Origin of the sequence: Microcoleus sp. Aus8_D2 (assembly GCF_036702665.1) — a bacterium.
Classification (GTDB): Bacteria; Cyanobacteriota; Cyanobacteriia; order Cyanobacteriales; family Microcoleaceae; genus Microcoleus.
The window spans coordinates 74,294-94,920 of the sequence record NZ_JAUBUN010000031.1 but is presented as its reverse complement, the minus strand read 5'-3'; the positions used below and the strand labels follow the sequence as shown (position 1 = coordinate 94,920).

General features: G+C 46.3%; 19 protein-coding genes and 1 tRNA gene. 10 read left to right on the top strand and 10 right to left on the bottom strand.

Annotation, left to right across the window (positions count from 1 at the left end):
* Together QUB64_RS22510 and QUB64_RS22505 are read right to left on the bottom strand one after the other, a co-directional pair.
* A partial coding sequence (locus tag QUB64_RS22510) for a hypothetical protein (RefSeq protein WP_333273006.1) occupies positions 1 to 182 on the bottom strand: 182 nt, incomplete at its 3' end.
* 9 nt (positions 183 to 191) lie between these two features.
* Positions 192 to 782 carry a DUF3611 family protein gene (locus QUB64_RS22505; RefSeq protein WP_333273004.1) on the bottom strand — a complete coding sequence of 197 codons (591 nt, stop codon included), beginning with the start codon at positions 780 to 782 and terminating at the stop codon, positions 192 to 194.
* A 167-nt stretch (positions 783 to 949) separates the two neighbouring features.
* Here QUB64_RS22505 and QUB64_RS22500 point away from each other — a divergent pair, with 167 nt between their 5' ends.
* From QUB64_RS22500 to QUB64_RS22485, 4 genes are all read left to right on the top strand, one after another.
* Complete coding sequence (locus QUB64_RS22500) at positions 950 to 1,120, top strand: hypothetical protein (RefSeq protein ID WP_194065476.1); 171 nt, start codon at positions 950 to 952, stop codon at positions 1,118 to 1,120.
* A gap of 281 nt (positions 1,121 to 1,401) precedes the next feature.
* Positions 1,402 to 1,554: a hypothetical protein gene (locus tag QUB64_RS22495; protein ID WP_333273001.1), complete on the top strand. Its 153-nt coding sequence runs from the start codon at positions 1,402 to 1,404 to the stop codon at positions 1,552 to 1,554.
* 35 nt (positions 1,555 to 1,589) lie between these two features.
* Positions 1,590 to 1,886, top strand: coding sequence for a hypothetical protein (locus tag QUB64_RS22490; protein ID WP_333272998.1), 297 nt, complete (start codon positions 1,590 to 1,592; stop codon positions 1,884 to 1,886).
* 116 nt (positions 1,887 to 2,002) lie between these two features.
* Complete coding sequence (locus QUB64_RS22485; protein ID WP_333272996.1) at positions 2,003 to 2,431, top strand: heavy metal-responsive transcriptional regulator; 429 nt, start codon at positions 2,003 to 2,005, stop codon at positions 2,429 to 2,431.
* 416 nt (positions 2,432 to 2,847) lie between these two features.
* Here the strand turns inward: QUB64_RS22485 and QUB64_RS22480 are convergent, their stop codons facing one another.
* The 3 genes from QUB64_RS22480 to QUB64_RS22470 form a co-directional block, all read right to left on the bottom strand.
* Entirely contained in the window at positions 2,848 to 3,732 is an 885-nt protein-coding gene (locus QUB64_RS22480) for a DMT family transporter (RefSeq protein WP_442921693.1), read from the bottom strand.
* 265 nt (positions 3,733 to 3,997) lie between these two features.
* Positions 3,998 to 4,079: transfer RNA gene (locus tag QUB64_RS22475), tRNA-Leu, on the bottom strand.
* Positions 4,058 to 4,930 (bottom strand): M48 family metallopeptidase, encoded by an 873-nt coding sequence (locus QUB64_RS22470; RefSeq protein ID WP_333272994.1) that lies wholly within the window; start codon positions 4,928 to 4,930, stop codon positions 4,058 to 4,060. The genes QUB64_RS22475 and QUB64_RS22470 overlap by 22 nt, the downstream gene beginning before the upstream one ends.
* On the opposite strand from QUB64_RS22470, the gene QUB64_RS22465 reads away from it, so the two are divergent.
* Positions 4,920 to 5,156 carry a hypothetical protein gene (locus QUB64_RS22465; protein ID WP_333272992.1) on the top strand — a complete coding sequence of 79 codons (237 nt, stop codon included), beginning with the start codon at positions 4,920 to 4,922 and terminating at the stop codon, positions 5,154 to 5,156. The two genes, QUB64_RS22470 and QUB64_RS22465, sit on opposite strands and share 11 nt — an antisense overlap.
* Before the next feature lie 77 nt (positions 5,157 to 5,233).
* Here the strand turns inward: QUB64_RS22465 and murA are convergent, their stop codons facing one another.
* Positions 5,234 to 6,625 carry a UDP-N-acetylglucosamine 1-carboxyvinyltransferase gene (gene murA, locus QUB64_RS22460; RefSeq protein ID WP_333272989.1) on the bottom strand — a complete coding sequence of 464 codons (1,392 nt, stop codon included), beginning with the start codon at positions 6,623 to 6,625 and terminating at the stop codon, positions 5,234 to 5,236.
* A 507-nt stretch (positions 6,626 to 7,132) separates the two neighbouring features.
* Between murA and smc the strand changes: the two genes are divergently transcribed.
* The 4 genes from smc to QUB64_RS22440 all read left to right on the top strand — a co-directional run bounded on the left by smc (position 7,133) and on the right by QUB64_RS22440 (position 14,722).
* Complete coding sequence (smc, locus tag QUB64_RS22455; RefSeq protein WP_333272986.1) at positions 7,133 to 11,014, top strand: chromosome segregation protein SMC; 3,882 nt, start codon at positions 7,133 to 7,135, stop codon at positions 11,012 to 11,014.
* Positions 11,015 to 11,081: 67 nt separating this feature from the next.
* Positions 11,082 to 12,101, top strand: a complete 1,020-nt coding sequence (locus QUB64_RS22450) for a PRC-barrel domain-containing protein (RefSeq protein ID WP_333272983.1) — start codon at positions 11,082 to 11,084, stop codon at positions 12,099 to 12,101.
* A 321-nt stretch (positions 12,102 to 12,422) separates the two neighbouring features.
* The gene (locus QUB64_RS22445) at positions 12,423 to 12,740 is read left to right on the top strand and encodes a DUF433 domain-containing protein (protein WP_333272981.1); all 318 of its coding nucleotides are present in this window, start codon (positions 12,423 to 12,425) and stop codon (positions 12,738 to 12,740) included.
* 134 nt (positions 12,741 to 12,874) lie between these two features.
* Positions 12,875 to 14,722: a DUF6798 domain-containing protein gene (locus tag QUB64_RS22440; RefSeq protein WP_333272978.1), complete on the top strand. Its 1,848-nt coding sequence runs from the start codon at positions 12,875 to 12,877 to the stop codon at positions 14,720 to 14,722.
* A gap of 195 nt (positions 14,723 to 14,917) precedes the next feature.
* Here the strand turns inward: QUB64_RS22440 and QUB64_RS22435 are convergent, their stop codons facing one another.
* From QUB64_RS22435 to rfbC, 4 genes are all read right to left on the bottom strand, one after another.
* Complete coding sequence (locus tag QUB64_RS22435; protein ID WP_333272976.1) at positions 14,918 to 15,892, bottom strand: glycosyltransferase family 2 protein; 975 nt, start codon at positions 15,890 to 15,892, stop codon at positions 14,918 to 14,920.
* Positions 15,893 to 16,026: 134 nt separating this feature from the next.
* On the bottom strand, positions 16,027 to 17,865 hold the full coding sequence (locus QUB64_RS22430; RefSeq protein WP_333272973.1) for a hypothetical protein: 1,839 nt from the start codon (positions 17,863 to 17,865) through the stop codon (positions 16,027 to 16,029).
* A 244-nt stretch (positions 17,866 to 18,109) separates the two neighbouring features.
* Positions 18,110 to 18,982 (bottom strand): dTDP-4-dehydrorhamnose reductase, encoded by an 873-nt coding sequence (gene rfbD, locus QUB64_RS22425; protein ID WP_333272970.1) that lies wholly within the window; start codon positions 18,980 to 18,982, stop codon positions 18,110 to 18,112.
* 2 nt (positions 18,983 to 18,984) lie between these two features.
* On the bottom strand, positions 18,985 to 19,530 hold the full coding sequence (gene rfbC, locus QUB64_RS22420) for a dTDP-4-dehydrorhamnose 3,5-epimerase (RefSeq protein WP_333272968.1): 546 nt from the start codon (positions 19,528 to 19,530) through the stop codon (positions 18,985 to 18,987).
* A 50-nt stretch (positions 19,531 to 19,580) separates the two neighbouring features.
* Here rfbC and QUB64_RS22415 point away from each other — a divergent pair, with 50 nt between their 5' ends.
* The gene (locus QUB64_RS22415) at positions 19,581 to 20,249 is read left to right on the top strand and encodes a class I SAM-dependent methyltransferase (RefSeq protein ID WP_333272966.1); all 669 of its coding nucleotides are present in this window, start codon (positions 19,581 to 19,583) and stop codon (positions 20,247 to 20,249) included.
* Positions 20,250 to 20,627: the final 378 nt, after the last annotated feature.

Sequence of the window (20,627 nt, the reverse complement as noted above, 5' to 3'; positions counted from 1 at the left end):
GCCCCATGCCCCATGCCCCATGCCCCATGCCCCATGCCCCATGCCCCATGCCCCATGCCCCATGCCCCATGCCCCATTCCCCATGCCCCATGCCCCATGCCCCATGCCCCATGCCCCATTCCCCATGCCCCATTCCCCATGCCCCATGCCCCATGCCCCATGCCCCATGCCCCATTCCCCATTCCCATTTTCTATTGCTTGTGGATGCGATCGAGCAACCAAAGAGTACCGATAATCCCGACAAAGTGGGCAACAGTGGCGTGAGTATTGGCTAGCACCACAAATATATCTAAAGGCTGAATAAATCTGCTGAAATCGACTGCCGCACCGAATAAAGCTTGCGGCTGAGCTAAAGATTTGGCTAAAAGCGTGCCGCTGATTGCTTCTGCACCGATCAGTGTCAGCAGCATTCCTGATAAGTTGCTCATCAGTGTCAACTGCACTTGTTTGATGGTGTCTGCTTTTTTGGGGCGAGCAGGATTGGCGGGCGATCGCAATTCTCTTGACAAACGGGTGAAGCGGAAAGCTCGATATACGCTATAACCGAGCACTGCCAGCCCGCAAAGGGCAAAAAATACGCCGCCGCCAGTGCCGGCACTGGTTGAACTCCCAGGAGCCGTGGAGCTGGGGATAGCGAAGGGGATGGCAAAGAGCAAAATGATCGTCGCCACCACCGCCAGCACTGACTGCACCCAAAAGCACACCCAGCCTGCTGTCCGAAGGGCAAAGGCAACTCGCTGTGCGGCTACCGGAAGCTTATCGTTATCTAACTGATTAGTCATATTTTGAACCGATATATATTGAGTGGCTGTAATTGGCAGCAGTTTTTTTTAGCGGGGACGGTTGATGGCGGTTAACCCTCCTTATAATGGAAGCAGAAATGTTTAAGATTTGTAACTAACATTCGATTTCACATTTGAATAGCGTCGATCGCAAGGTATCCAAAGCAATGACACAACTACAACCCACCGTCACTCCCAAACTGGAACAACCAAAGTTTGGCTTCAACAGCTACGCCGAACGCCTGAACGGTCGAGCCGCGATGATCGGTTTTTCCCTAACTTTAATTATCGAGTATGTCACAGGGCAGGGGTTGCTGGCCTGGTTAGGTCTCAACTAATTTTAGCAATGGCGCGGTCGGTCGATTTTAGATTTTAGATTTTAGATTTTAGATTTGATGCCAGACATTCATCTGGGAACAGTAACAGGAGTCTAAAATTTTGGGATAGACCCTAAGTTAGTGTCGGCTGGGTCAACATCACACTTTGTCTGGACTGTCACTCGCAAGGGTGTCACCCTGCTGACCGCGACCACTTCGCGAATTGATTAGAATATTAATTAGAAACAAGCCCAGCGACTTGTCGATCGAGAAACATCGGTTTAGAGAATGCAAGAGCTAGCTTGGGGGTTTGGATCTCGGATGAAATTTTGATTGGACAAGCTTGGCAATTTGGCCTCGCTCCCGTACAATTCGCGACAGGCGAGAAGATTAATTTAGGTGAAGCTAGTTGCAAAGCTAGAAATCCCGATCGCACCGCCAACTCTAAGTTTTAGAGATTCTAGATAAATATAGAACAGAGTAAAACCACATGAATGCTTCGTGGACGCGACTTTTGAAGTCAGCTTACCGTAGAGAGCCAATTACCAGCTTTGTTGTGACAGTGGGCGTTGTCGATGCAGCGATCGGCAGCATTGGAGCGAGTGGCTCTTTATTGGCTTTTGGGCTGGGTACTGCTGGGGTAGCGATGGGCCTCCGTTGGTGGCAAGTTTACCGCTCAGGAGCCGAACAGCCCGCCCCTGCTACCGAATACTATCTTCCTCCTCAGTCTTCTCGACCTCAGTTGCCCACGCTCAACAACGTGTCTAAGAAAAATCCTCCTTATTAAGATTAGCGGGCAACGGCGACGGGGGTGAGGTGGCGATCGCGCCAGCCTGCATCTGAAGCAATACTAAAGATAGAGTCAGAAAAGTCTTTCGATCTTCGATCTTTGAGGCTTGGTGTATGAATATTACTGTTGCCGAGAAACTGTACAAAATTGGCTCTGTAGCTGCTTGTAGCGGTTTGTCGGTGAAAACTGTTCGCTACTATGACGAGATGGGCTTGCTGTCTCCGGCGGTAGAGCGATCGCCGGCTGGTTATCGTTTGTTTGGGTTCGCGGTATTCAACAGGTTGGCGTTTATTAAACGATCTCAGGCTTTAGGTTTGAGCCTTCAGGAGATTAAGGATATTTTACAAGTTCGCGATCGGGGAGAGTTGCCTTGCTCTGAAGCGAAGCAGCATCTAACGGCGAAGGTTGAGGCAATTTCCGGGCAAATTGCAGCGTTAGAAACTTTGAAGGGGGAGTTGCAAGGTATTCTCAACGGCTGGGAAGAGCAACCCTCGCCCGCGAGCATTACTCGCACGATTTGTCCGAACATTCAGCGGGATTGAGCAACGGCGCACAGATACAAAAAAAGGGAAGGAGTTATTGGTTTCCTTCCCTTTGTTGTTTGGTTTGTGATTTGGTCGATCGTTTTGTCGATCGTTCTGAGCCTTTAACTGTTTTCGGAGAGTTTGCTGTTGCTTTTTGAGCTGTCTGGCTCTTGCCGAACCGCCTTTGCCTTTGGAGTTTCTGCCCTCGCTGCGGGGAGACTCCCAACTTTTTAGTCTCATGTTTTTAATTATGTGCACTATTTCTATAGTACACCTCCAGAATTTGACTGTCAAGTATTTTTGAGAGCAATTTTTTGAGGGGGAATTATTGACAGTTTGATCGTTCGGAATGCAAGTCCTTAGATGGATGCGGACTAAAGTCCTCACTACAAACCTTTATTATATTTTTTTGATATATTAAGTCTCAAATTGCATCACCTCAAGCCCAATAATATCGCGATGCCAGCGATCGCACCAACCACGCCCAAAACAGCCCGGAGACTAACTTTCTCGCCCGCAAGCACGGCTAAAGGCAGTATAAACAGGGGACTGGTAGAACTGAGTGCTTGAGCGATGGCGGCGGGTGCATATTTTAGGGAAGTCTGTTGCAGGAAAATTCCGAGATAGGTTCCTAGAAAAGCTGCTACAATTATTGCACCTAATATTTTGGGTACTTTTAATTGTTGGAAAGTCTCAAGGTTTCTGGGATTGAGAAAGCATAACATGACTGCCATGCCACCACTCAAACGCAAGGCCACTGTCCACAGGGGATCGATATCTATTTGAGTGAAGGCGGCGCGGGATAAAATAGCTCCGGTGGCGTGGGCTGTTTGTCCTAATAAACTAATGCCTAATCCTTGCCAAAGATGTTTTGATGGTAAAGTTGTTTCGGCTGTTCTTTCGGCAATTACCCAAGCTACGCCACAGATTGTTAAAAAAATGCCTGTACAAGCTATGGGCGATAGCTTTTCTTGTAAAAATATCAAGCCTAATAATGCTGTTAAGGGGGGAGATAGGGTTTCTAGAAGCAGGGCTCGCCTCGCGCCTAAATATTTTAAGACGATAAACCAAGCTGTGTCTCCGATGCCAATTCCTAGGGCGCCGCTGATGAGCAGCATTGTTAAGATATTGGGGTTGACTGCTGGTAAGGATTTGCCTAAAATTAGTATCGTGGCAAAAATCATGCACAGGGCGATCGCGCCTTTGAGCAAGTTTAGTACAACTGCGGGGATTTGCTGTCCTACTCGCTGCCAAATTATGGAAGATAGGGCCCAGACAAATGCAGCACCTAAAGCGGCGATTTCACCGATAAAATTCATTGGATTTTCAATTTTAGATTGAGGTGTTTGATCGTTCGGACTTTAGTCCTCTAATTTTGCTAAGGACTAAAGTCCGAACGATCAAACCAGTAGCGTGCGTAGCGTACACCTTACTGATAAGTAGCGCGTCAAACTGCTTGTTGCGTCAGTCCTACCTACTAAAAAACCTGGTTTTTGCGCCCAAGACTTGATGTTACCGCAAACAAAATAAATTAGGGTTCCAGACTTATTTCTGGAACCCTAATTTATTAAGATTTTGTGGTAGTGGGCGGGGAGAGAATCGAACTCTCATACCTTTCGGTGTCAGATTTTGAGTCTGATGCGTCTACCAATTTCGCCACCCGCCCTTTTTGGTGGTTTCACCATCGTAACACACCGATCGATTTCCTGCAAGCAAAGATTCATAATTTTTTGAACTTGCCCAGCGATCGATCTCTCTGGCGCGCAATACTGGTACAGGATGGGATAACTGAGCTGTTTGAGCTTGCTTCAACATTTCCCCAAGTTCTGTACTGCTGATGTCGTCGTAGGCTCGCGCTTGAGCCAAAAACGCATCAAGATTGAGTTTGGGTGCTAACGTCGGCGAACCTCCGGCCAGTTTCATCAACACCGATGCTACCACTCTGGGGTTTTGGGTGGCGAGCAAGGCGGCGCGATCGCACGTAAATTCTGCACAACGCAACCATTCCAACATTTGCGCCTGCAAACCCTGGGCGAGTATCGCTCCCACAGGGGAAATCTGACCGGCGGCCAAGACTATTAAATTAGCCAGAGTCAGGTAAACTCCGTGCTCGCACTTCAAATGCCCCAACTCGTGAGCGATTACGGCTTTGACTTCTTCGTCGGTGAGCAAATCAATCAGCGAAGTGTGCATCACCACAAACGGCTGTTTTCCGCGCATCGCAAAAGTGTAAGCATTGGGCATCGGATGCTGGCGGACATAAAGCTGCGGCACTTCCAAATCCAGAGTTTTGCAAGCATCGACTAGCAATTGATGCAGGTGCGGCAGTTGATTTTCCCCGACTTGAACGCTGGAAGCCAAATTTTCGAGCATGAAAAACTGTTCGCCAAGTTGTCCCAGCAATTGCCGCACGATCAAATCCAGTCCTGGCAGTTGTTTGAGTGTGTTGGTAGCTTCCAAGTCTAGCGGGTGCCGAAACTGGTCTGCTTTTAAACCTCGGAGCGGGATGTTCGACATTTTAGTCATGGGGCATGGGGCATGGGGCATGGGGCATGGGGCATGGGGCATAGGGCATCTTGCCCGCTCGCGAAGTCGAAGGGTGGGCATGGGTCATGGGCCAAACAGGCCAAACAGGGTATTGGGCATTAGTCATTGGGCATGGGTCAAACAGGTCATGGGTCAAACAGGGCATTTGCCAAACAGGGCATTAAAAAAGATTAATTTTTTTCTTCTTAATGACTAATGACTAATGACTAATGACTAATGACTAATGACTAATGACTAATGACTAATGACTAATGACTAATGACTGCTGACTAACTAACAGTTTAAACTCGATCGCACTGGATTGACAGGAAACTCAGCATTAGCGGGGTCTGTGCCCTCTTTGACGCGCCGCAACTTAGCTCCCAATTTTTGGAGTTTCAGCTCTAACTGCTCGTAGCCGCGGTCTAAATGCTGCAAGCTGCTGATGGTGGTGACACCATCGGCTGCAAGTCCCGCGATTACCAAAGCCGCCGAAGCCCGCAAATCTGTTGCGACTACGGGCGCACCCGACAGCATTGGGACTCCGCGCACTACGGCGACATTCCCTTTAACGCGAATGTCGGCGCCCATGCGGTTGAGTTCTGCTACGTGGCGCAAGCGGTTCTCAAATACGGTTTCTTTGATCATGCTGTCTCCCTCGCTCAGCGTCAGCAAAGCCATAAACGGAGCTTGCATATCTGTGGAGAAACCGGGGTAAGGCAGAGTTTCGATGTCTGTGGCGGTGTGAATTTTGCCGGGAACTATCCGCACAATGTCGGATTCTACGATAATTTTCGCCCCCATTGTCTGCAATTTGGCAATAATTGCCGTCAGGTGGTCGGGAATTACTGACGACAAACTGATTTCTGAGTGAGTGATGGCTCCTGCTAATAAAAATGTTCCGGCTTCGATGCGATCGGGAATAATTGCATAGTCTACCGCGTGGAGTTTTTCAACTCCCGAAATGACGATCGTATTTGTGCCTGCGCCTTGAATTTTGGCTCCCATCGCGCGACAGAAATTCGCTAAATCTACGACTTCCGGTTCTTGAGCCGCGTTTTCAATTACGGTTTCTCCCTCAGCCAGAGTCGCCGCCATCATCAAAGTTTCAGTGGCGCCGACACTGGGGTAGTCCAAATAAATTTTGGCTCCTTTCAAGCGGCGGTTCGGCCCTTTGACGTAAGCGTGAACTGTACCGTGGTCGATGTGGACTTCTGCGCCGAGGGCTTGCAGGCCCCGAACGTGGAGCTCGACGGGTCTGGCACCGATGGCACAACCGCCAGGTAAGGGCACTTTGGCAAATCCCAAACGCGCTAGCAGCGGCCCGATGATGAAGAAGCTCGCCCGCAATTGGCTGACTAATTCGTAGGGGGCTTGAGCGTCCATGAGGTTGCTGGCGTTCATATCTAAAACGTCCCCATTCTGCTGTATTTTGACTCCTACAGCCGAGAGAATTTGTCCCATGCGGGCGACATCGACCAGAGCGGGAACGTTGCGGATGTGGCAATCGTCTGGGCATAATAGAGCTCCTGCCATGACGACTAAGGCCGAGTTTTTGGCACCGCTGATTTTGACCTGTCCTGTCAGGGGCTGGCGACCCCAAATTTGTAATACTTGTTGCTCGCTTTCGGGTGAAGCTGACAGGTTAGACGAGTTCTGAGTTGGTGTAATGATTTTGCCCTCCATAATATTCGCTTCGTTACTTTATACATTATTAATTTTGGTTTCGATTTTACCGGAAAGTTTTGATATGTCTAGGGGGTAATGTGAGGAATGTCCGACTTTATCTTGGCTAAATTCTTGCTGGGTGAGGATTTCAGGTACGATCCCCAAATTAATGCTGATTTAGTTTCATGAAGTTATTTGTATCAAACTTTACTTTTCTTTGGTGCTGTCGGTGGGGGCGCAGATGCTGGACTATTCTCACAGCCCTAGACGCACTCCGACAAAGAAACCGGGTTTTTTCCCAAATCTGCGAATCACAGCGAAGTATTATCGCAAAAACCAGGTTTCTGGCCACCCGTGCGTAAGTCCTATCTCAACCAGTTGTTGAAGCAGAAGCCGACTGCGTTGTTGACAAAAGTGGCATATACCTGTTCGATCGACAATGCCGAGAAGTTCGCACGTTGTCGATCGCCCTAGTGCCTGTGCTACCCTGTGACAACACCCTAGAGCCAAAGTTAGTCCTAGCAAATGGTTCACATTAAGCGGATCGAACTAACTAACTTTAAATCTTTTGGCGGCACAACGTCCATTCCTGTGCTGCCCGGTTTTACTGTGGTTTCCGGGCCCAACGGTTCAGGGAAGTCGAACATCCTCGATGCTTTGCTGTTTTGTCTGGGGCTTTCGACTTCTAAGGGAATGCGGGCTGAACGTTTGCCGGATTTGGTGAACAGCGCCCAAAATAAGCGCGGTACGATTGAGGCTAGCGTCACTGCTACCTTTGCGCTGGAAGATGTGGGTGAGGAATGGTTCGCCCAGGATGAAGATGAGGATGAGGATCAAAATCAGGATGAAAATGCAGCGGATGATTTGTCTGTTGAAGTAGAAGACGTAGAAGCAATCGAAATTACAGAAACTGAAGACAACAACGGACAATCATCTAATCTAAAATCGAAAATCCAAAATCTCAAAACAGAAACTGAAGACAATAACGGAAAATCATCCAATCTAAAATCGAAAATCCCAAATCCAAAATCAGAAGACTTATCTGTTGAAGATGTCGAAGAGATAGAAATCGCAGCAACTCAAGACAACAACGGACAACTACTCGCTAGCAATCGAAAATCCCAAATCCAAAATCTAAAACCGGATGAGTGGAGCGTGACGCGCAAATTGCGAGTAACTCGTCAAGGAACTTATACGTCTAATTATTACATTAATGGCGCACCTTGCACGCTGACTCAACTGCACGAACAACTCAACCGTTTGCGAATTTATCCCGAAGGTTATAACGTTGTCTTGCAAGGAGACGTTACTAGCATTATTTCGATGAATGCTAAGGAACGCCGCGAAATTATTGATGAATTGGCAGGAGTGGCTCAGTTCGATCGCAAAATCTCTCTCGCACGGCAGAAGTTGGATGAAGTTAAGGAAGTTGAAGAACGCAGCGGGATTGTCGAAAAAGAACTGATTTCTCAGCGCGATAGACTGGCGAACGATCGCGCAAAAGCCGAAAAATATCAAAAGTTGCGGGCGGAATTTCAAGAAAAGTCGCAGTGGGAAATTGTCCTCAAGTTCCGCCAGTTGCAAAAGCAAGAGTGGAAACTGCGCGAACAAATCGAAACGGGCGATCGCAATTCTACATCTCTCACCGAACAATTGCAAGCCATTACCACCCAAATTCAAGCTGCAACCGCTGAACTTGACGCACAGAATGCTCGCGTTAAAGCTTTGGGCGAGTCGGAATTGTTGGCGCTACAAGCGACGATTGCGACTCAAGAAGCGGAACGGCGACAACTCCAAAATCGCAAACAGGATTTGGAAACCACTGCTGGACAAATGGCGGCAAACATAGCACAAACGGAGCAAGAAGTTCGGCAATTTCGGCAAAGTTTGGAGCAGATTGAGATTGAAATATCCTATGTGATGTCTCAAATAGGCACTTTTCAGGAACAGCGAGATGAAGCGCGGGAAAATTTAGATAAGAGTCGGGAAGTTGCAAATGCGATCGCCTCGACGGCGGAAGCTTGGGTGCAGCAGCAAACGGAACTGCACCGCCAAATCGAAACTATTCAGCAAACTTTGGAGCCGCAGCGCACCGAACAAGCTACTATTGGCGAAAGAGCCGATCGCCTGCAAAGTCAAATTCAAGAACAAAACCAATCGCTCGAAGTATTGGAACAGGAAATTGAAGCGAAAAAAGTTCAGCAATCGCGCCTTGGGGAAACCAAAGCCATGGCATCTCTGCAAGTAGAATCGCTGAATCAGATTGTAGTCGCAGCCGAACAAGAATTGCAACTGCAACAGGAAACTCAAACTCGTTTGCTGGAAGAACAGCGCGAAAGACAGCGCAAGTTAGATAAGCTAGAAGTGCAGTTTCAAGCCCAGCAAGAAGCGAGCGGCACGTTTACTGCAAAAATTATCGCGCAAAGCGGAATTGGCGGAGTTTGCGGCTTGGTGGCTCAACTGGGCCGGGTGGAACCGCGCTTTCAGTTGGCGCTGGAAATTGCGGCGGGCGGCCGCATGGGTAATATGGTGGTGGAAAATGATAGTGTGGGGGCTGCTGCGATCGAATTGTTGAAGCAAAAACGGGCGGGAAGAATGACGTTTTTGCCTTTGAATAAGATTAGAGGCGGCCGGTTTTCGGTGAATGAAAATTTGCGGCGGGCGGCGGGTTTTGTGGATGCTGCTGTAAATTTGATTGACTGCGATTCGCGCTATCAGGAGATTTTTGCTTACGTTTTTGGCAGTACGGTGGTGTTTAGCAACCTCACCGACGCCCGCCGCTATTTGGGACAGTACCGGATTGTCACTTTGGATGGGGAAATTCTGGAAACTAGCGGGGCGATGACTGGGGGAAGTTCGACTAATAAATCAACCTTGCATTTTGGCACGGTTGATGCTAGTAGCGAGGCTGGGGATGAAGCGCGGACAATTGCTGCTTTGCAAGAACGTATTGAGGAAATTGAGCGGATTTTGGAACGGTGCAAAATTGCGATCGATCGCGCGTCTGTTGCGGTCAAAACTCGCAGTCAAGAATTGATGGAGGCGAAGCAAAATTTGCGCGAAAATCAGTTGCGGTTGGAACAGTTGGAGTCGGAAATTAAGAATTTGCAAGCGCAGCAGGAACAAGTGCGATCGCAAATTGCTAAAAATACTCAGGAATTGACTGATTCGCGATCGAGATTGCAGTTGCTTACGAGAGAATTGCCCGCCCAAGAAACTCAATTGCAGGAGTACCGCCAAACTTTGGCGCAGTTGGAAGAGTCGAACAGTCACAGCGAATGGCAGCAAATGCAGTCGGGTTTGCGCGCTCAAGAAGCGCAACTGCAAGAGCGCGAATTGGCTCACAGAAACGCCCAGCAACGCCAAGGAGACTTGCAAAATCAATTCGGGCGCTTGGAGGAGAAAATTAAGGAAGGCAGCGAGAAATTGCAGGAATGGCAAGTGCAGCAAAATGCGGGGATTGATGCTGTTAACCGCATTGTTTCGCAGCAGTTGGAATTAGACGGACAAATTGCAGCAGCTAAGGCTAGTTTGGCAGAAATTGAGGAAAAGTTGGGTTTGGAGAAGGGAGAGCGCGATCGCGCGGAATCTCAACTACGAGAGCAGCATTTGGCCAAACAACAGTTACAATGGCAGTTGCAAAAACTGCACGAAACTCAGCAAGAACGCCGGGAACAATTGGCCGCAGTCCGCACTCTCATGGAAACACAGCGGGCGGAAATGCCCGATCCGGTGCCATCAATTCCCGAAAATGTGGAAAAAGCTAATTTAACAGAGTTGCAGCAAGAAGTAAAGGCGATCGCCAAACGCATTCAAGCTTTAGAACCAGTGAATATGCTAGCATTGGAAGAGTACAACCGCACTCAAGAACGCCTGCAAGAATTGAGTCAAAAGTTGACGACCTTGGCAGGAGAACGCACAGAACTTTTATTGAGAATCGAAAATTTTACCACGCTGAGGCGACGGGCTTTTAAAGAAGCATTCGATGCGGTCAACGAGAACTTCCAGACAATCTTTGCGGAACTTTCCGAAGGTGACGGGTATCTTCAGCTAGATGACCAAGAAGACCCCTTCAGCAGCGGTTTGAATTTGGTCGCTCACCCGAAGGGGAAACCCGTACAGCGGCTGGCTTCCATGTCGGGAGGCGAAAAATCTCTGACAGCGCTGAGTTTTATTTTTGCCCTGCAACGCTACCGCCCGTCTACATTCTACGCCTTTGATGAAGTAGATATGTTTTTGGATGGGGCAAATGTGGAGCGATTAGCTAGAATGATAAAACGACAGTCTGAACAAGCCCAGTTTATTGTTGTGAGTTTGCGGCGACCTATGATTCAATCGGCTGAGCGTACAATTGGTGTTACTCAAGCGCGGGGAGCTTATACTCAAGTCATCGGACTTAAGTTGTAGTCCCGGAGTATCTGTCGATGATGGTGTTCAGTGATATATATACTTGATAAATCAGGATTAGAGTTAGATGACATCCGAACAAATCTGCCAACGCTCCGACATTCTAGGCACTCAAGTCATCACCCGCGACAGAGGTAAGCGCTTGGGTGTAGTCAGTCAATTGTGGGTGGACATCGATCGGCGGGAAGTTGTGGCGATCGGTCTGCGTGATAATATATTCGCGGTCGCTGGAATGCCGAAGTTTATGTTCCTCAGCAATGTTAGCGAAATCGGCGACGTGCTGTTGGTGGAAGATGAAAGTGCGATCGAAGATGACGTTGATGTTGAAGTCTACAGCATTTTGATCAACAGCGAAGTGATTACCGAAACCGGCGAACTTTTGGGGAGAGTCCGGGGCTTTCGGTTCGACCCGGAAGACGGTAAGTTAGTTTCTATCGTCATCGCTTCCCTGGGAATCCCTCAAATCCCCGATCAAGTTCTCAGTACCTACGAGTTAGGGATTGAAGAAATTGTCAGCAGCGGCCCCAACCGCTTGATTGTGTTTGAAGGTTCCGAGGAAAGGCTGAGGCAGCTTAGCGTGGGTTTGCTGGAACGTGTTGGTTTGGGCCAAGCACCTTGGGAAAGGGAAGAGGACGAGCAAGGTTATTATCCGAAACCAGTGGCTCCGGGAAATCAATTAGGGCCGGGCGTGCGGATTCCTGCACCGGAAATGCGGAGCAAGGTAGCAGCACCCGCGGTAGAAGAAGTTCCTTGGGATGAGGATTCGCAGTGGAATCGGCCACCGGTACGACAGGCGCAGCAGATGCGCGCCATGCCGCAGCCCGAGCAGATAGACGATTATGATGAGTATGAAGAGGATAATTGGGGTGGCGAGGACGATTACGAGGACGATTACGAAGAGAAGCAGTACAGTCGCCCTGAGGTTTCTCGCCCGAAGGAACCAGTCGTGGTGGAGTACGAGTACGAGGATGATGTGGAGGCGGATGCTTGGGCTGACGATGAAGTACCGAAGCCTTACCAGGCTCCTCGGGTGAATATCCCTGAGAAGACTAAGACTCCTGAGTACGAGGAAGAGCCTGGTTATTAGGATTAATCCACTGGTTGAAATTAATCTGGCATCTTTGGGGCGGGCTGGCGTACCCGCTCCACAGCGCTGCATCTGGATTAATTCCTTGGGCGGGGGCGGGTTTACGAGATTATTGATTCTACACAGAGATGGTTGGAAAAACCCGCCCCTACGAAAATTTGTAGGGGCGGGTTCGCCAATATTTATAATGAAAACAAGAGATCCAGTAAACCCGCCCCGGCCTGTGATATTACGTGCGATCGATCGGACATGATATGAATGGGGCGATCGATCTAATCGACATAATAGAAGTATAGAAGTGCGATCGACAAGGTAAAAACCGTGACTCTAACTGCAACCGAATACAAATATGTGGAATTAGACGAGAAGAACGTTCCTCTCATCGCCGGAACCACAATGAAAGTAATTGAATTAGTACAAGCTCATATCGCTTACGGGTGGAGCCCAGCCGAGTTACACCTCAACCACCGCTATTTGACAATGAGCCAAATTCATTCTGCTTTTGCTTATTATTGGGATCATAAAGAAGAGCTGGATGCAGATATGCAGCGCAGGTTCGAGTATGCTGAAAAGTTGCGCTTAGAAGCGGGCGAATCTCAAGCGGCTAAAAAACTCCAAGCCCAGGGACTAATCAAATGAGTATAAATCTGTTAAATTCGAGCCTTATTTCTCTCTTCTTTCCTCCTCTGCGCCCTCTGCGCCTCTGCGGTTAGTTAAAAAAAGCCCCTTCACAAATGTGTTTTATATCAGCTCAAAAAAAACTTGCACCGTCAATGCAGAAACCTGAAAAATTAAAATGGTATTTTCATCTATCTCTTGATACTGTTGTCATCATCGGTTCGCTGATAGCAGTAGGGTATCATTTCCCGATAGGAGGCAATTTCCCCGAAGTGCCGCCAATTCAATTGATGCTAAATCCTGAACTATACAAAAATGATTATTACGTTCAGGAAATGGTTAAATTCAATCCCAGATACTACTATTATTATATCATCTATTTTTTGGCCAACCTAGGAACAGGCATTCCCCTAGCGCATTTTATTTATCAATTCCTAGCCTTCGGTTCATTTATCCTGGCTTGCTATGCAATTATCAATATCTATACTAATTCCAAACTGCCCGCAGCAGCGATGGCTTTTTTATGTATAGCCGCTTCATTTACAGATGTTGGGAATACACTGATATTTTCCACCAAATCAGTACCCAGTACCTTCGCGATGGCCTTCGCAATCTGGGGAATATACTTTAGTTTGCGCCTGAAATGGCTGACGGGATATTTCTGTTTTGGACTGGCTTGTCTGCTACAATTTTTAGTTGGTTTGCTGCCGGGATTGATGATGGTTCCCGTTTTAGCAGTTGAATCTGTCAAACAGCGGCAGTTCAAAACATTGATTTTGGCGATCGCGCTTTTAGCAGCAATGTCAAGTATAGTATATGTACCCATGTTATTAACAGGTACTACCGGCAGTCAAACTATCGACAATGCCGAGTTTGTATTCATCCACGCCAAAGTCCGCAACCCCCACCACATCCTCCCATCTAATTGGGATGTTGCGAATTGGTTCAACTTTATCTGTTTCATCATTGGTGGCTTATTGTGCATTAAAAATACAAAGTTACTCCCAAAATCCGAAAAAGTTAACTTTTATATCATTATTGGCACATCAATTTTTGCACTGCTGCTGAATTACATATTTGTCGAAGTTTACCCGCTGGCTTTAATCGCAAAACTGCAATTAGCTAGAACCGTACCTTTCGCTCAATTAATTATATTTATTGCTGTTTCTTTGACATTTGATGAGGTTGCTAAACCCAAACAAGTACCTGTTAGCTTGCTGGTGCTATCTGTACTAACTTTGCCTTTTCGAGGTATCATTTTCTTAGGATTCGCAGTTTGGCAAACTAAAAATTATGCGTTTCCCAAGCGCTACACTATTTTGCTGTGGATTTTAGCAGCAGGAACCTTAATTTTCAGCTTGATATATCCGCTGACTGATTCCTGGGAAATAATGAGCGATAGAATAATGGGCATCCCAGTCTTTTTCTCAATCCTAGCCTTCCCATTCATCCTAGAAAAAACATCATTGGCGGCATCTATCAAACAGACTTTGACTCATATATTAGCTTTGCTAACTACTGCTACTTTATTTTTTGGAGTAGCAGGAATTCTACCCAAACCTATATTAAATGTATTTCAAGCAAGAGTCAATATCAATGCGTTTCCCCGAGACGAATTAAGCAGATTAGTCGTGCGATTTTCGCAAATTAGCAGTCGTGACAGCCTCGTATTAATTCCACCATCAGTTACCAGCTTCCAGTTTTTCTCAGAAAGAGCGATTGTAGTTAACTTTAAGAACTTTCCCTTTACCGAAAAAGGCATCAAAGAGTGGAAAAACCGCATGGAAGCAATTCTAGGAGTCCCCTTAAACCCACAAATGATTTGGGGAGGAAGTGACTTATTCAGCCGCCGCAGCAGTGCGGATTTAGTCAAAGTAGCCAGACATTATAAAGCCGATTATATCCTGACGCGCAGCGATTGGCATCCAAACATTGACGGAGAGATAGTAGATAAAGAAGGCAAATGGATAATCTTTAAAATCACCAATAAAACAGGTTCGTAGTGAGGACTTCAGTCCGCCCGGTTCGTAGTGAGGACTTCAGTCCGCCCGGTTCGTAGTGAGGACTTCAGTCCGCCCGGTTCGTAGTGAGGACAAAGCGTCCTTCTTAAAAGTTAGGTTCGTAGTGAGGACAAAGCGTCCTTCTTAAAAACCAGAGGACTAAAGTCCTTACTACAAACATCAATGATATATCTGCCGTTAAATATCAAAACCAGAATCATCAATAATTTCGCAAATCTGCTTATCAACATAATCAGCAGCCACATTTCGCGCAATCAACTCAGCCAAAATCCCCAAAGAAATCAACTGTACCGACAGAATTGTACACAAAATCCCAAAAAATAACAAAGGTCGATTTCCAATCGGCCCAAAATTCATCCCCGCCAAATTCAGAAACCAAATCACAATCAAATAACCCAGCGAAACAGTCCCAACCAAACCAAAACACAACCCCAAACCCCCAAACAAATGACCTGGCTTGTGCAAATACTGCGTAGTCGCCAATACCGTCAACAAATCAATAAATCCCCGCGCGTAGCGTTCCCAACCATAATTTGATTTACCATGTTTTCGCGGATGGTGTTCGACAACTACTTCGCCAATTTGAAAACCTAAATTATTTGCTAAAGCCGGAATATAGCGGTGCAATTCCCCGTACAATTTAATCGACTGCAAAACTTCCCGGCGATAAGCTTTAAAACCGCAATTCATGTCGTGCATTTTTACCCCAGTCAGCAAACACGCAACGGCATTAAATAGCCGAGAAGGTAAGGTTTTAGAAAGGGGGTCATTCCGTTGTTTGCGCCAACCGGAGACTAAATCAAATCCTAATTCTAGACGATCTAAAAATTTAGGAATTTCGGCTGGGTCATCCTGTAAATCTGCATCGAGAGTAAAGATAATTTTCCCGGCTGCATTCCGAAATCCGGCTGAAAGTGCTGAGGATTTACCAAAATTGCGGCGCATTTTAATTGCTTTAATTCGTTGCGGAAATTGATTTGCTAAATCGGCAATTTCTCGCCAAGAAGCATCGCGGCTACCATCGTCTATAAAAATCACTTCGTAACTTGCGATTCCTCTTAGGGACATGACGATGCTAATTTTTTCAAACAGTAATTTCAGGGTTGCTTCTTCATTGTGAACGGGAATTACGAAGCTGAGGTCTTTTTGCATAGCTACTTTTTTAATTGTTATTAATAACTCAATACGCTTGGGTTAAGACTGCTTATGCCTCGGAGATCCCCCTAAATCCCCCTGGTTGTAGGGGGACTTTGAGTATTCTCTTGTTCCCCCCTTGGGAAGGGGGGCTAGGGGGGATCAGTCTTAACCCAAGCGTCTTGATTGATTGTTTGGGAATTTCGTAAAGCCACCCAACCTTCACGGTTGGTAAATGAAGCGTAAGCTGTCAATAATTTATCTGTTGGTGATGTTTGAATGTATCCTCTCCAAGCTGCAAATTTGTAGGATTCACCAAATAAGTTAACTAAGTCTGGGCGCGGAAATCCTGACATGGCGAAACCTCGAACTACATTTTCTTGGTTGAGAATGACAATACATTTTACATGATTTTCGGGGTCTCCTACCCAACCAATTACTCTGGCGGCTTTGGGTGCGAGTTTGGTAACAGTATCAAAATATCCGGGTACTCCGTCTTTGGGGGCTGAAAGTAGGTTTGGATCGATTTTTGTGTCTAATGCTGCACAAAAGTTGTGTTTTTTGATGTCTCGATTAAATGGTACTAAGTTGTTAGTTTTTAAGGCGTCGATTAATCCGACAAATGCGGCGGGTTTGTTTCCTACTCTCTCTTTAATTAGGGTGATGTCGGTGATACCTAATTGTAAGGAAAGTCCTACTAGCGGTTGATAGGTGGCTCTGCGGCCGATCGCCATTGCAGTTTCGCCACCCACCCCGTACATTAAAATCACGGCCGCTGTCACGACTGCAAACAGCGGTGTCAGCCAACGCCCTTGAATTCTCGGTGTGGGCTGCAACTCCCGTACCGCAAGCACTGTCAGGATAGTTGTACTCATCCAAAACAAGGCTGGGAGTGTGGCGTAGCGGGAAGCGGTAGCCTGTTCGACTCCAAATCCCGATCGACTAACTGCGGCCATTAACGCCGTTTGCAGGGTGTATAATTGGATGGACAGCCAAGGCAGCCAATTTGGGCGATTCCCTACGGGATAACCAAGCTGCACAGCCTTTTTTGCCAACAGCCAATAACCCACAAAACCCGTTACAGCAATCAAACCAATTATACCAATAATTGACGCAACAATAATATTTTCGCTAAATATTCCCCCGAGATAAATCGGAATATATTCGAGAGTTTTCAGCGGATTGATTTTAGTTAGAGAAGGATGATTGGACGGAGTTTTATAAGTTAAAAAATAAAGACAAATCACCGCAATCGCAGCAGCAAAATACAAATAAGTTATCCGCCGAGGAAACCGCAGCACAATCGCCGCCCCACACAATATCGGCCACAAACCCAAAGGAGTGCTGTAACTAATGCAGCCTAAAATGCCAAATACAATGCTGCCAATTACCCACTTATTTTGTTTCCATTCATTGTTCCCAGGTTCTACCTGGGAATAAATACCCAGAGGCTCCGCCTCTCTCTTCTTTAACAAAATTGTCACATAAGATTGCAAACAAAATATCGCACAAATCACAAATAAATTAGCAATTATCCAGTGAACGCCACTGAATCCCCGCATCCAGTTGTGCGCCGCCGCCGGAGTAAAATTAAAAATAGAAATACACAGGATGACTGAGATAAATTGTAGTGGAAAAATCCTTAATTTTAAAGGTAGTAAAGCAATCAAGACATAGCACTGAATCCAAGCCAAAAACCAAGCAATCAAACATAAACCAATATTTGAACCTTGGGTGACAATAATATTTAAGGCATAGATAATCGCCGGAATTAAGACAAAATGCTCGTTAGCCCGAAATATCCAATTAAAAGGATTTGTAGCAAAACCATCTACTGAATAAAAATTCCAAGTCATCCACCAATAGTCAAAATTAGATAAGTCTCCGGCTTGGGATATCAAGTACAAAATATATGAAGCTGGTATGAGAATGCCGAACACCGATGCGGCAATTAAAACATTTTGTTGCTTGACTTTCATTGATTCAGACATGGGGATATTTTGAATTAATCGGGCGGGTTTAGCCCAATACAGTTCAGTTAAACTCGATCCCCCCTAACCCCCCTTCTTAAGGGGGGAACAAGAAAATCTTCAAAGTCCCCCTTCTTAAGGGGGATTTAGGGGGATCTCCGGGGGATAAACAGCGCCCCAAAGGTACAAACTAAATGCTGTATAGCTTATAACAGATAATTTCCGAACAAAACCCGCTCTCGCGTTTTGAGATTTCCTCAATTTTTCATTTCACTTCTCTTGCTAGCATTTGTCTGAGCCCTTGTCGCCAGTGGGGAGGATAGGTTCCCAGAAGTCCTGATATTTTTGTGGTTGAGAGGACAGAAAAAGCGGGACGTTTTGCGGGTGTGGGATATTCGGCGGTGGTGATGGGAATTACGCGCTTGATTTTGAGCGGAAAGCCGAGTTTCTCTGCTTCTTCAAAAATGGCGATCGCAAAATCGTACCAACTACAAACACCGCTGTTAGTATACTGGTAAGTCCCAAAACTTTCTAGCCCAAGCAGAGGGATGATTTGGGCAGTTGCAGCAGCTAAATCTGCCGTCCAAGTTGGACTTCCGATTTGATCTGCTACTACTCGAATTTCTTCCCTTTCCTTGCCCAATCTCAGCATGGTTTTGACAAAGTTGCCTTTTCCACCGTTACCGTAAACCCACGCAGTTCTAATAATAATATGTCGGTTTCCCGCTTTCCGAATTGCTTCCTCGCCAGCTAATTTGGACTTACCGTAAGTTCCCAAGGGATTTGTAGCATCTGTTTCGAGATAAGCCGAACCGCTGCTACCGTCGAATACGTAATCAGTGGAAAAGTGGATCAAACTTGCGCCCAATTTTTCGCATTCTTGTGCGAGAATTCCCGGTGCAATACCATTGACTGCGTGCGCTAAGTCTGCTTCGTTTTCAGCTTTGTCTACCGCTGTGTAAGCGCCGGCATTCACGACTACATCCGGTTGAATGTCAGCCATTGCTTGACGGATGGTTTCGGGTTGGGATAAATCTACGGAAGTGCGATCGACTGCAATCACCTCTCCCACAGATAATAAGATGGGCTGCAATTCTTGAGCTAGCTGTCCGTTGCCGCCTGCGAGTAAAATTTTCATTATTAAAACACTTGAGCTCTTTTCAACGTTTGTCCAGCTTTGTCTTTAGGTGATAAAATTGGATCGGCACCATCTAGCGGCCAGGCGATCGCCAAATCGGGGTCATTCCATACAATACACCGCTCGTGTCCCGGTGCATAGTAGTCTGTAGTTTTGTACAAAACTTCAGCAATGTCTGATACTACTAAAAAACCGTGAGCAAATCCCGCAGGAACCCAAAGTTGCTGCTTATTTTCTGCACTCAGCAAACAGCCCACCCACTGCCCGAAAGTCGGCGAACTTTTTCTAATATCCACCGCCACATCAAATATTTCGCCCGCAACTACCCGCAGCAATTTGCCTTGAGGTTGCTGCATTTGGTAGTGCAAACCGCGCAGCACATTTTTAGAAGATTTGGAATGATTGTCTTGAACAAATTCTGCCGTCACGCCCGTTTTATCGACAAAAGCTTGGTGATTGAAACTCTCAAAAAAGAAACCGCGATCGTCTCCGAAAATTTTCGGCTCAATTATCAGAACGTCCGGTATTTCAGTAGATATAACATTCATAGTTGGCTGTATCGCGTGATAAACTCATACTCAGTCTATGCTATCTTACTATGAAAACTGACACATATCTCAAAAAGTTATACGCCAACCGCTTTGATTCCCGACAAATGCAAGCCAAGGTGGCACTCTGGAAAGTTTTAATTGACGAATTTCTACAAGATTATGTTCCTCCAAAATCAGCGGTTTTAGACATTGGGGGCGGCTACTGCGAGTTTATCAATCAAATTGGTGCGGGAGAAAAATGTTTGATTGACCTGAATCCCGATTCCAAGTTATTTGCTGATGATGATGTCAAAGTGCTGAATATTGATGTGCTTAACTTAGGCGAGTATAGTTCTTTTACCGAACAGTTCGAACGCATTTTTATCTCAAACTTTTTTGAACACCTCCGCAACAAGGAAGAACTCGTACAAATTATCTCGTTTTGCTTTGACGCGCTCAAGCCTAGCGGTTCGTTGTTGGTAATTCAGCCTAACTTTAAATACTCTTACAAAGAATACTACGATTTTATCGACCATCAATTACCGATTACGCACTTATCGCTGCAAGAGCTTTTACAAACTGTGGGGTTTAAAATTGATGTGATGATACCCAGATTTTTACCGTTTTCGACAAAAGGGCGGCCGGCCTCGCCGTTGTTGTTAAAGGTTTATTTGAAATTGCCTGTATTGTGGCGTTTTTTGGGCGGGCAAATGTTTGTGAAGGCGTCGAAGTTATAAGACTTGAGGCAGATTTTATCGATCGGCATTTCCAAGTTCTGTCTGGTAACTAATATAATATCCGCTAAATTAACCAGAATTCCCGTAGGGGCGGGTTCGCCGATATCTCCAATGAAAACCATCAATCTATCAAACCCGCCCCCACCCAACAAACAATCAAAATGTACCGTGAATTTCTGGATAAAATGTTGATATAAATCATCGTGGGGATGGGGCGGGTTTATCAGATTGTTTGTAGGTTTCATAGATGGTTGGTGAACCCGCCCCTACCGGAATTAGGAAGAAACCTATGCAGAAACCGGGTTTTTTCCGACAAGATACGCCGCAGTCTTAAATCTGTGAAAAACCCGGTTTCTTTAGTATGATGCCGCATCTCTA

Coding starts and splice junctions, on each gene's coding strand:
- QUB64_RS22505 (WP_333273004.1), bottom strand. CDS start 782: ATGACTAATCAGTTAGATAACGATAAGCTTCCGGTAGCCGCACAGCGA.
- QUB64_RS22500 (WP_194065476.1), top strand. CDS start 950: ATGACACAACTACAACCCACCGTCACTCCCAAACTGGAACAACCAAAG.
- QUB64_RS22490 (WP_333272998.1), top strand. CDS start 1,590: ATGAATGCTTCGTGGACGCGACTTTTGAAGTCAGCTTACCGTAGAGAG.
- QUB64_RS22485 (WP_333272996.1), top strand. CDS start 2,003: ATGAATATTACTGTTGCCGAGAAACTGTACAAAATTGGCTCTGTAGCT.
- QUB64_RS22480 (WP_442921693.1), bottom strand. CDS start 3,732: ATGAATTTTATCGGTGAAATCGCCGCTTTAGGTGCTGCATTTGTCTGG.
- QUB64_RS22465 (WP_333272992.1), top strand. CDS start 4,920: ATGTTCGACATTTTAGTCATGGGGCATGGGGCATGGGGCATGGGGCAT.
- QUB64_RS22470 (WP_333272994.1), bottom strand. CDS start 4,930: ATGTCGAACATCCCGCTCCGAGGTTTAAAAGCAGACCAGTTTCGGCAC.
- murA (WP_333272989.1), bottom strand. CDS start 6,625: ATGGAGGGCAAAATCATTACACCAACTCAGAACTCGTCTAACCTGTCA.
- smc (WP_333272986.1), top strand. CDS start 7,133: ATGGTTCACATTAAGCGGATCGAACTAACTAACTTTAAATCTTTTGGC.
- QUB64_RS22450 (WP_333272983.1), top strand. CDS start 11,082: ATGACATCCGAACAAATCTGCCAACGCTCCGACATTCTAGGCACTCAA.
- QUB64_RS22440 (WP_333272978.1), top strand. CDS start 12,875: ATGCAGAAACCTGAAAAATTAAAATGGTATTTTCATCTATCTCTTGAT.
- QUB64_RS22435 (WP_333272976.1), bottom strand. CDS start 15,892: ATGCAAAAAGACCTCAGCTTCGTAATTCCCGTTCACAATGAAGAAGCA.
- QUB64_RS22430 (WP_333272973.1), bottom strand. CDS start 17,865: ATGTCTGAATCAATGAAAGTCAAGCAACAAAATGTTTTAATTGCCGCA.
- rfbD (WP_333272970.1), bottom strand. CDS start 18,982: ATGAAAATTTTACTCGCAGGCGGCAACGGACAGCTAGCTCAAGAATTG.
- rfbC (WP_333272968.1), bottom strand. CDS start 19,530: ATGAATGTTATATCTACTGAAATACCGGACGTTCTGATAATTGAGCCG.
- QUB64_RS22415 (WP_333272966.1), top strand. CDS start 19,581: ATGAAAACTGACACATATCTCAAAAAGTTATACGCCAACCGCTTTGAT.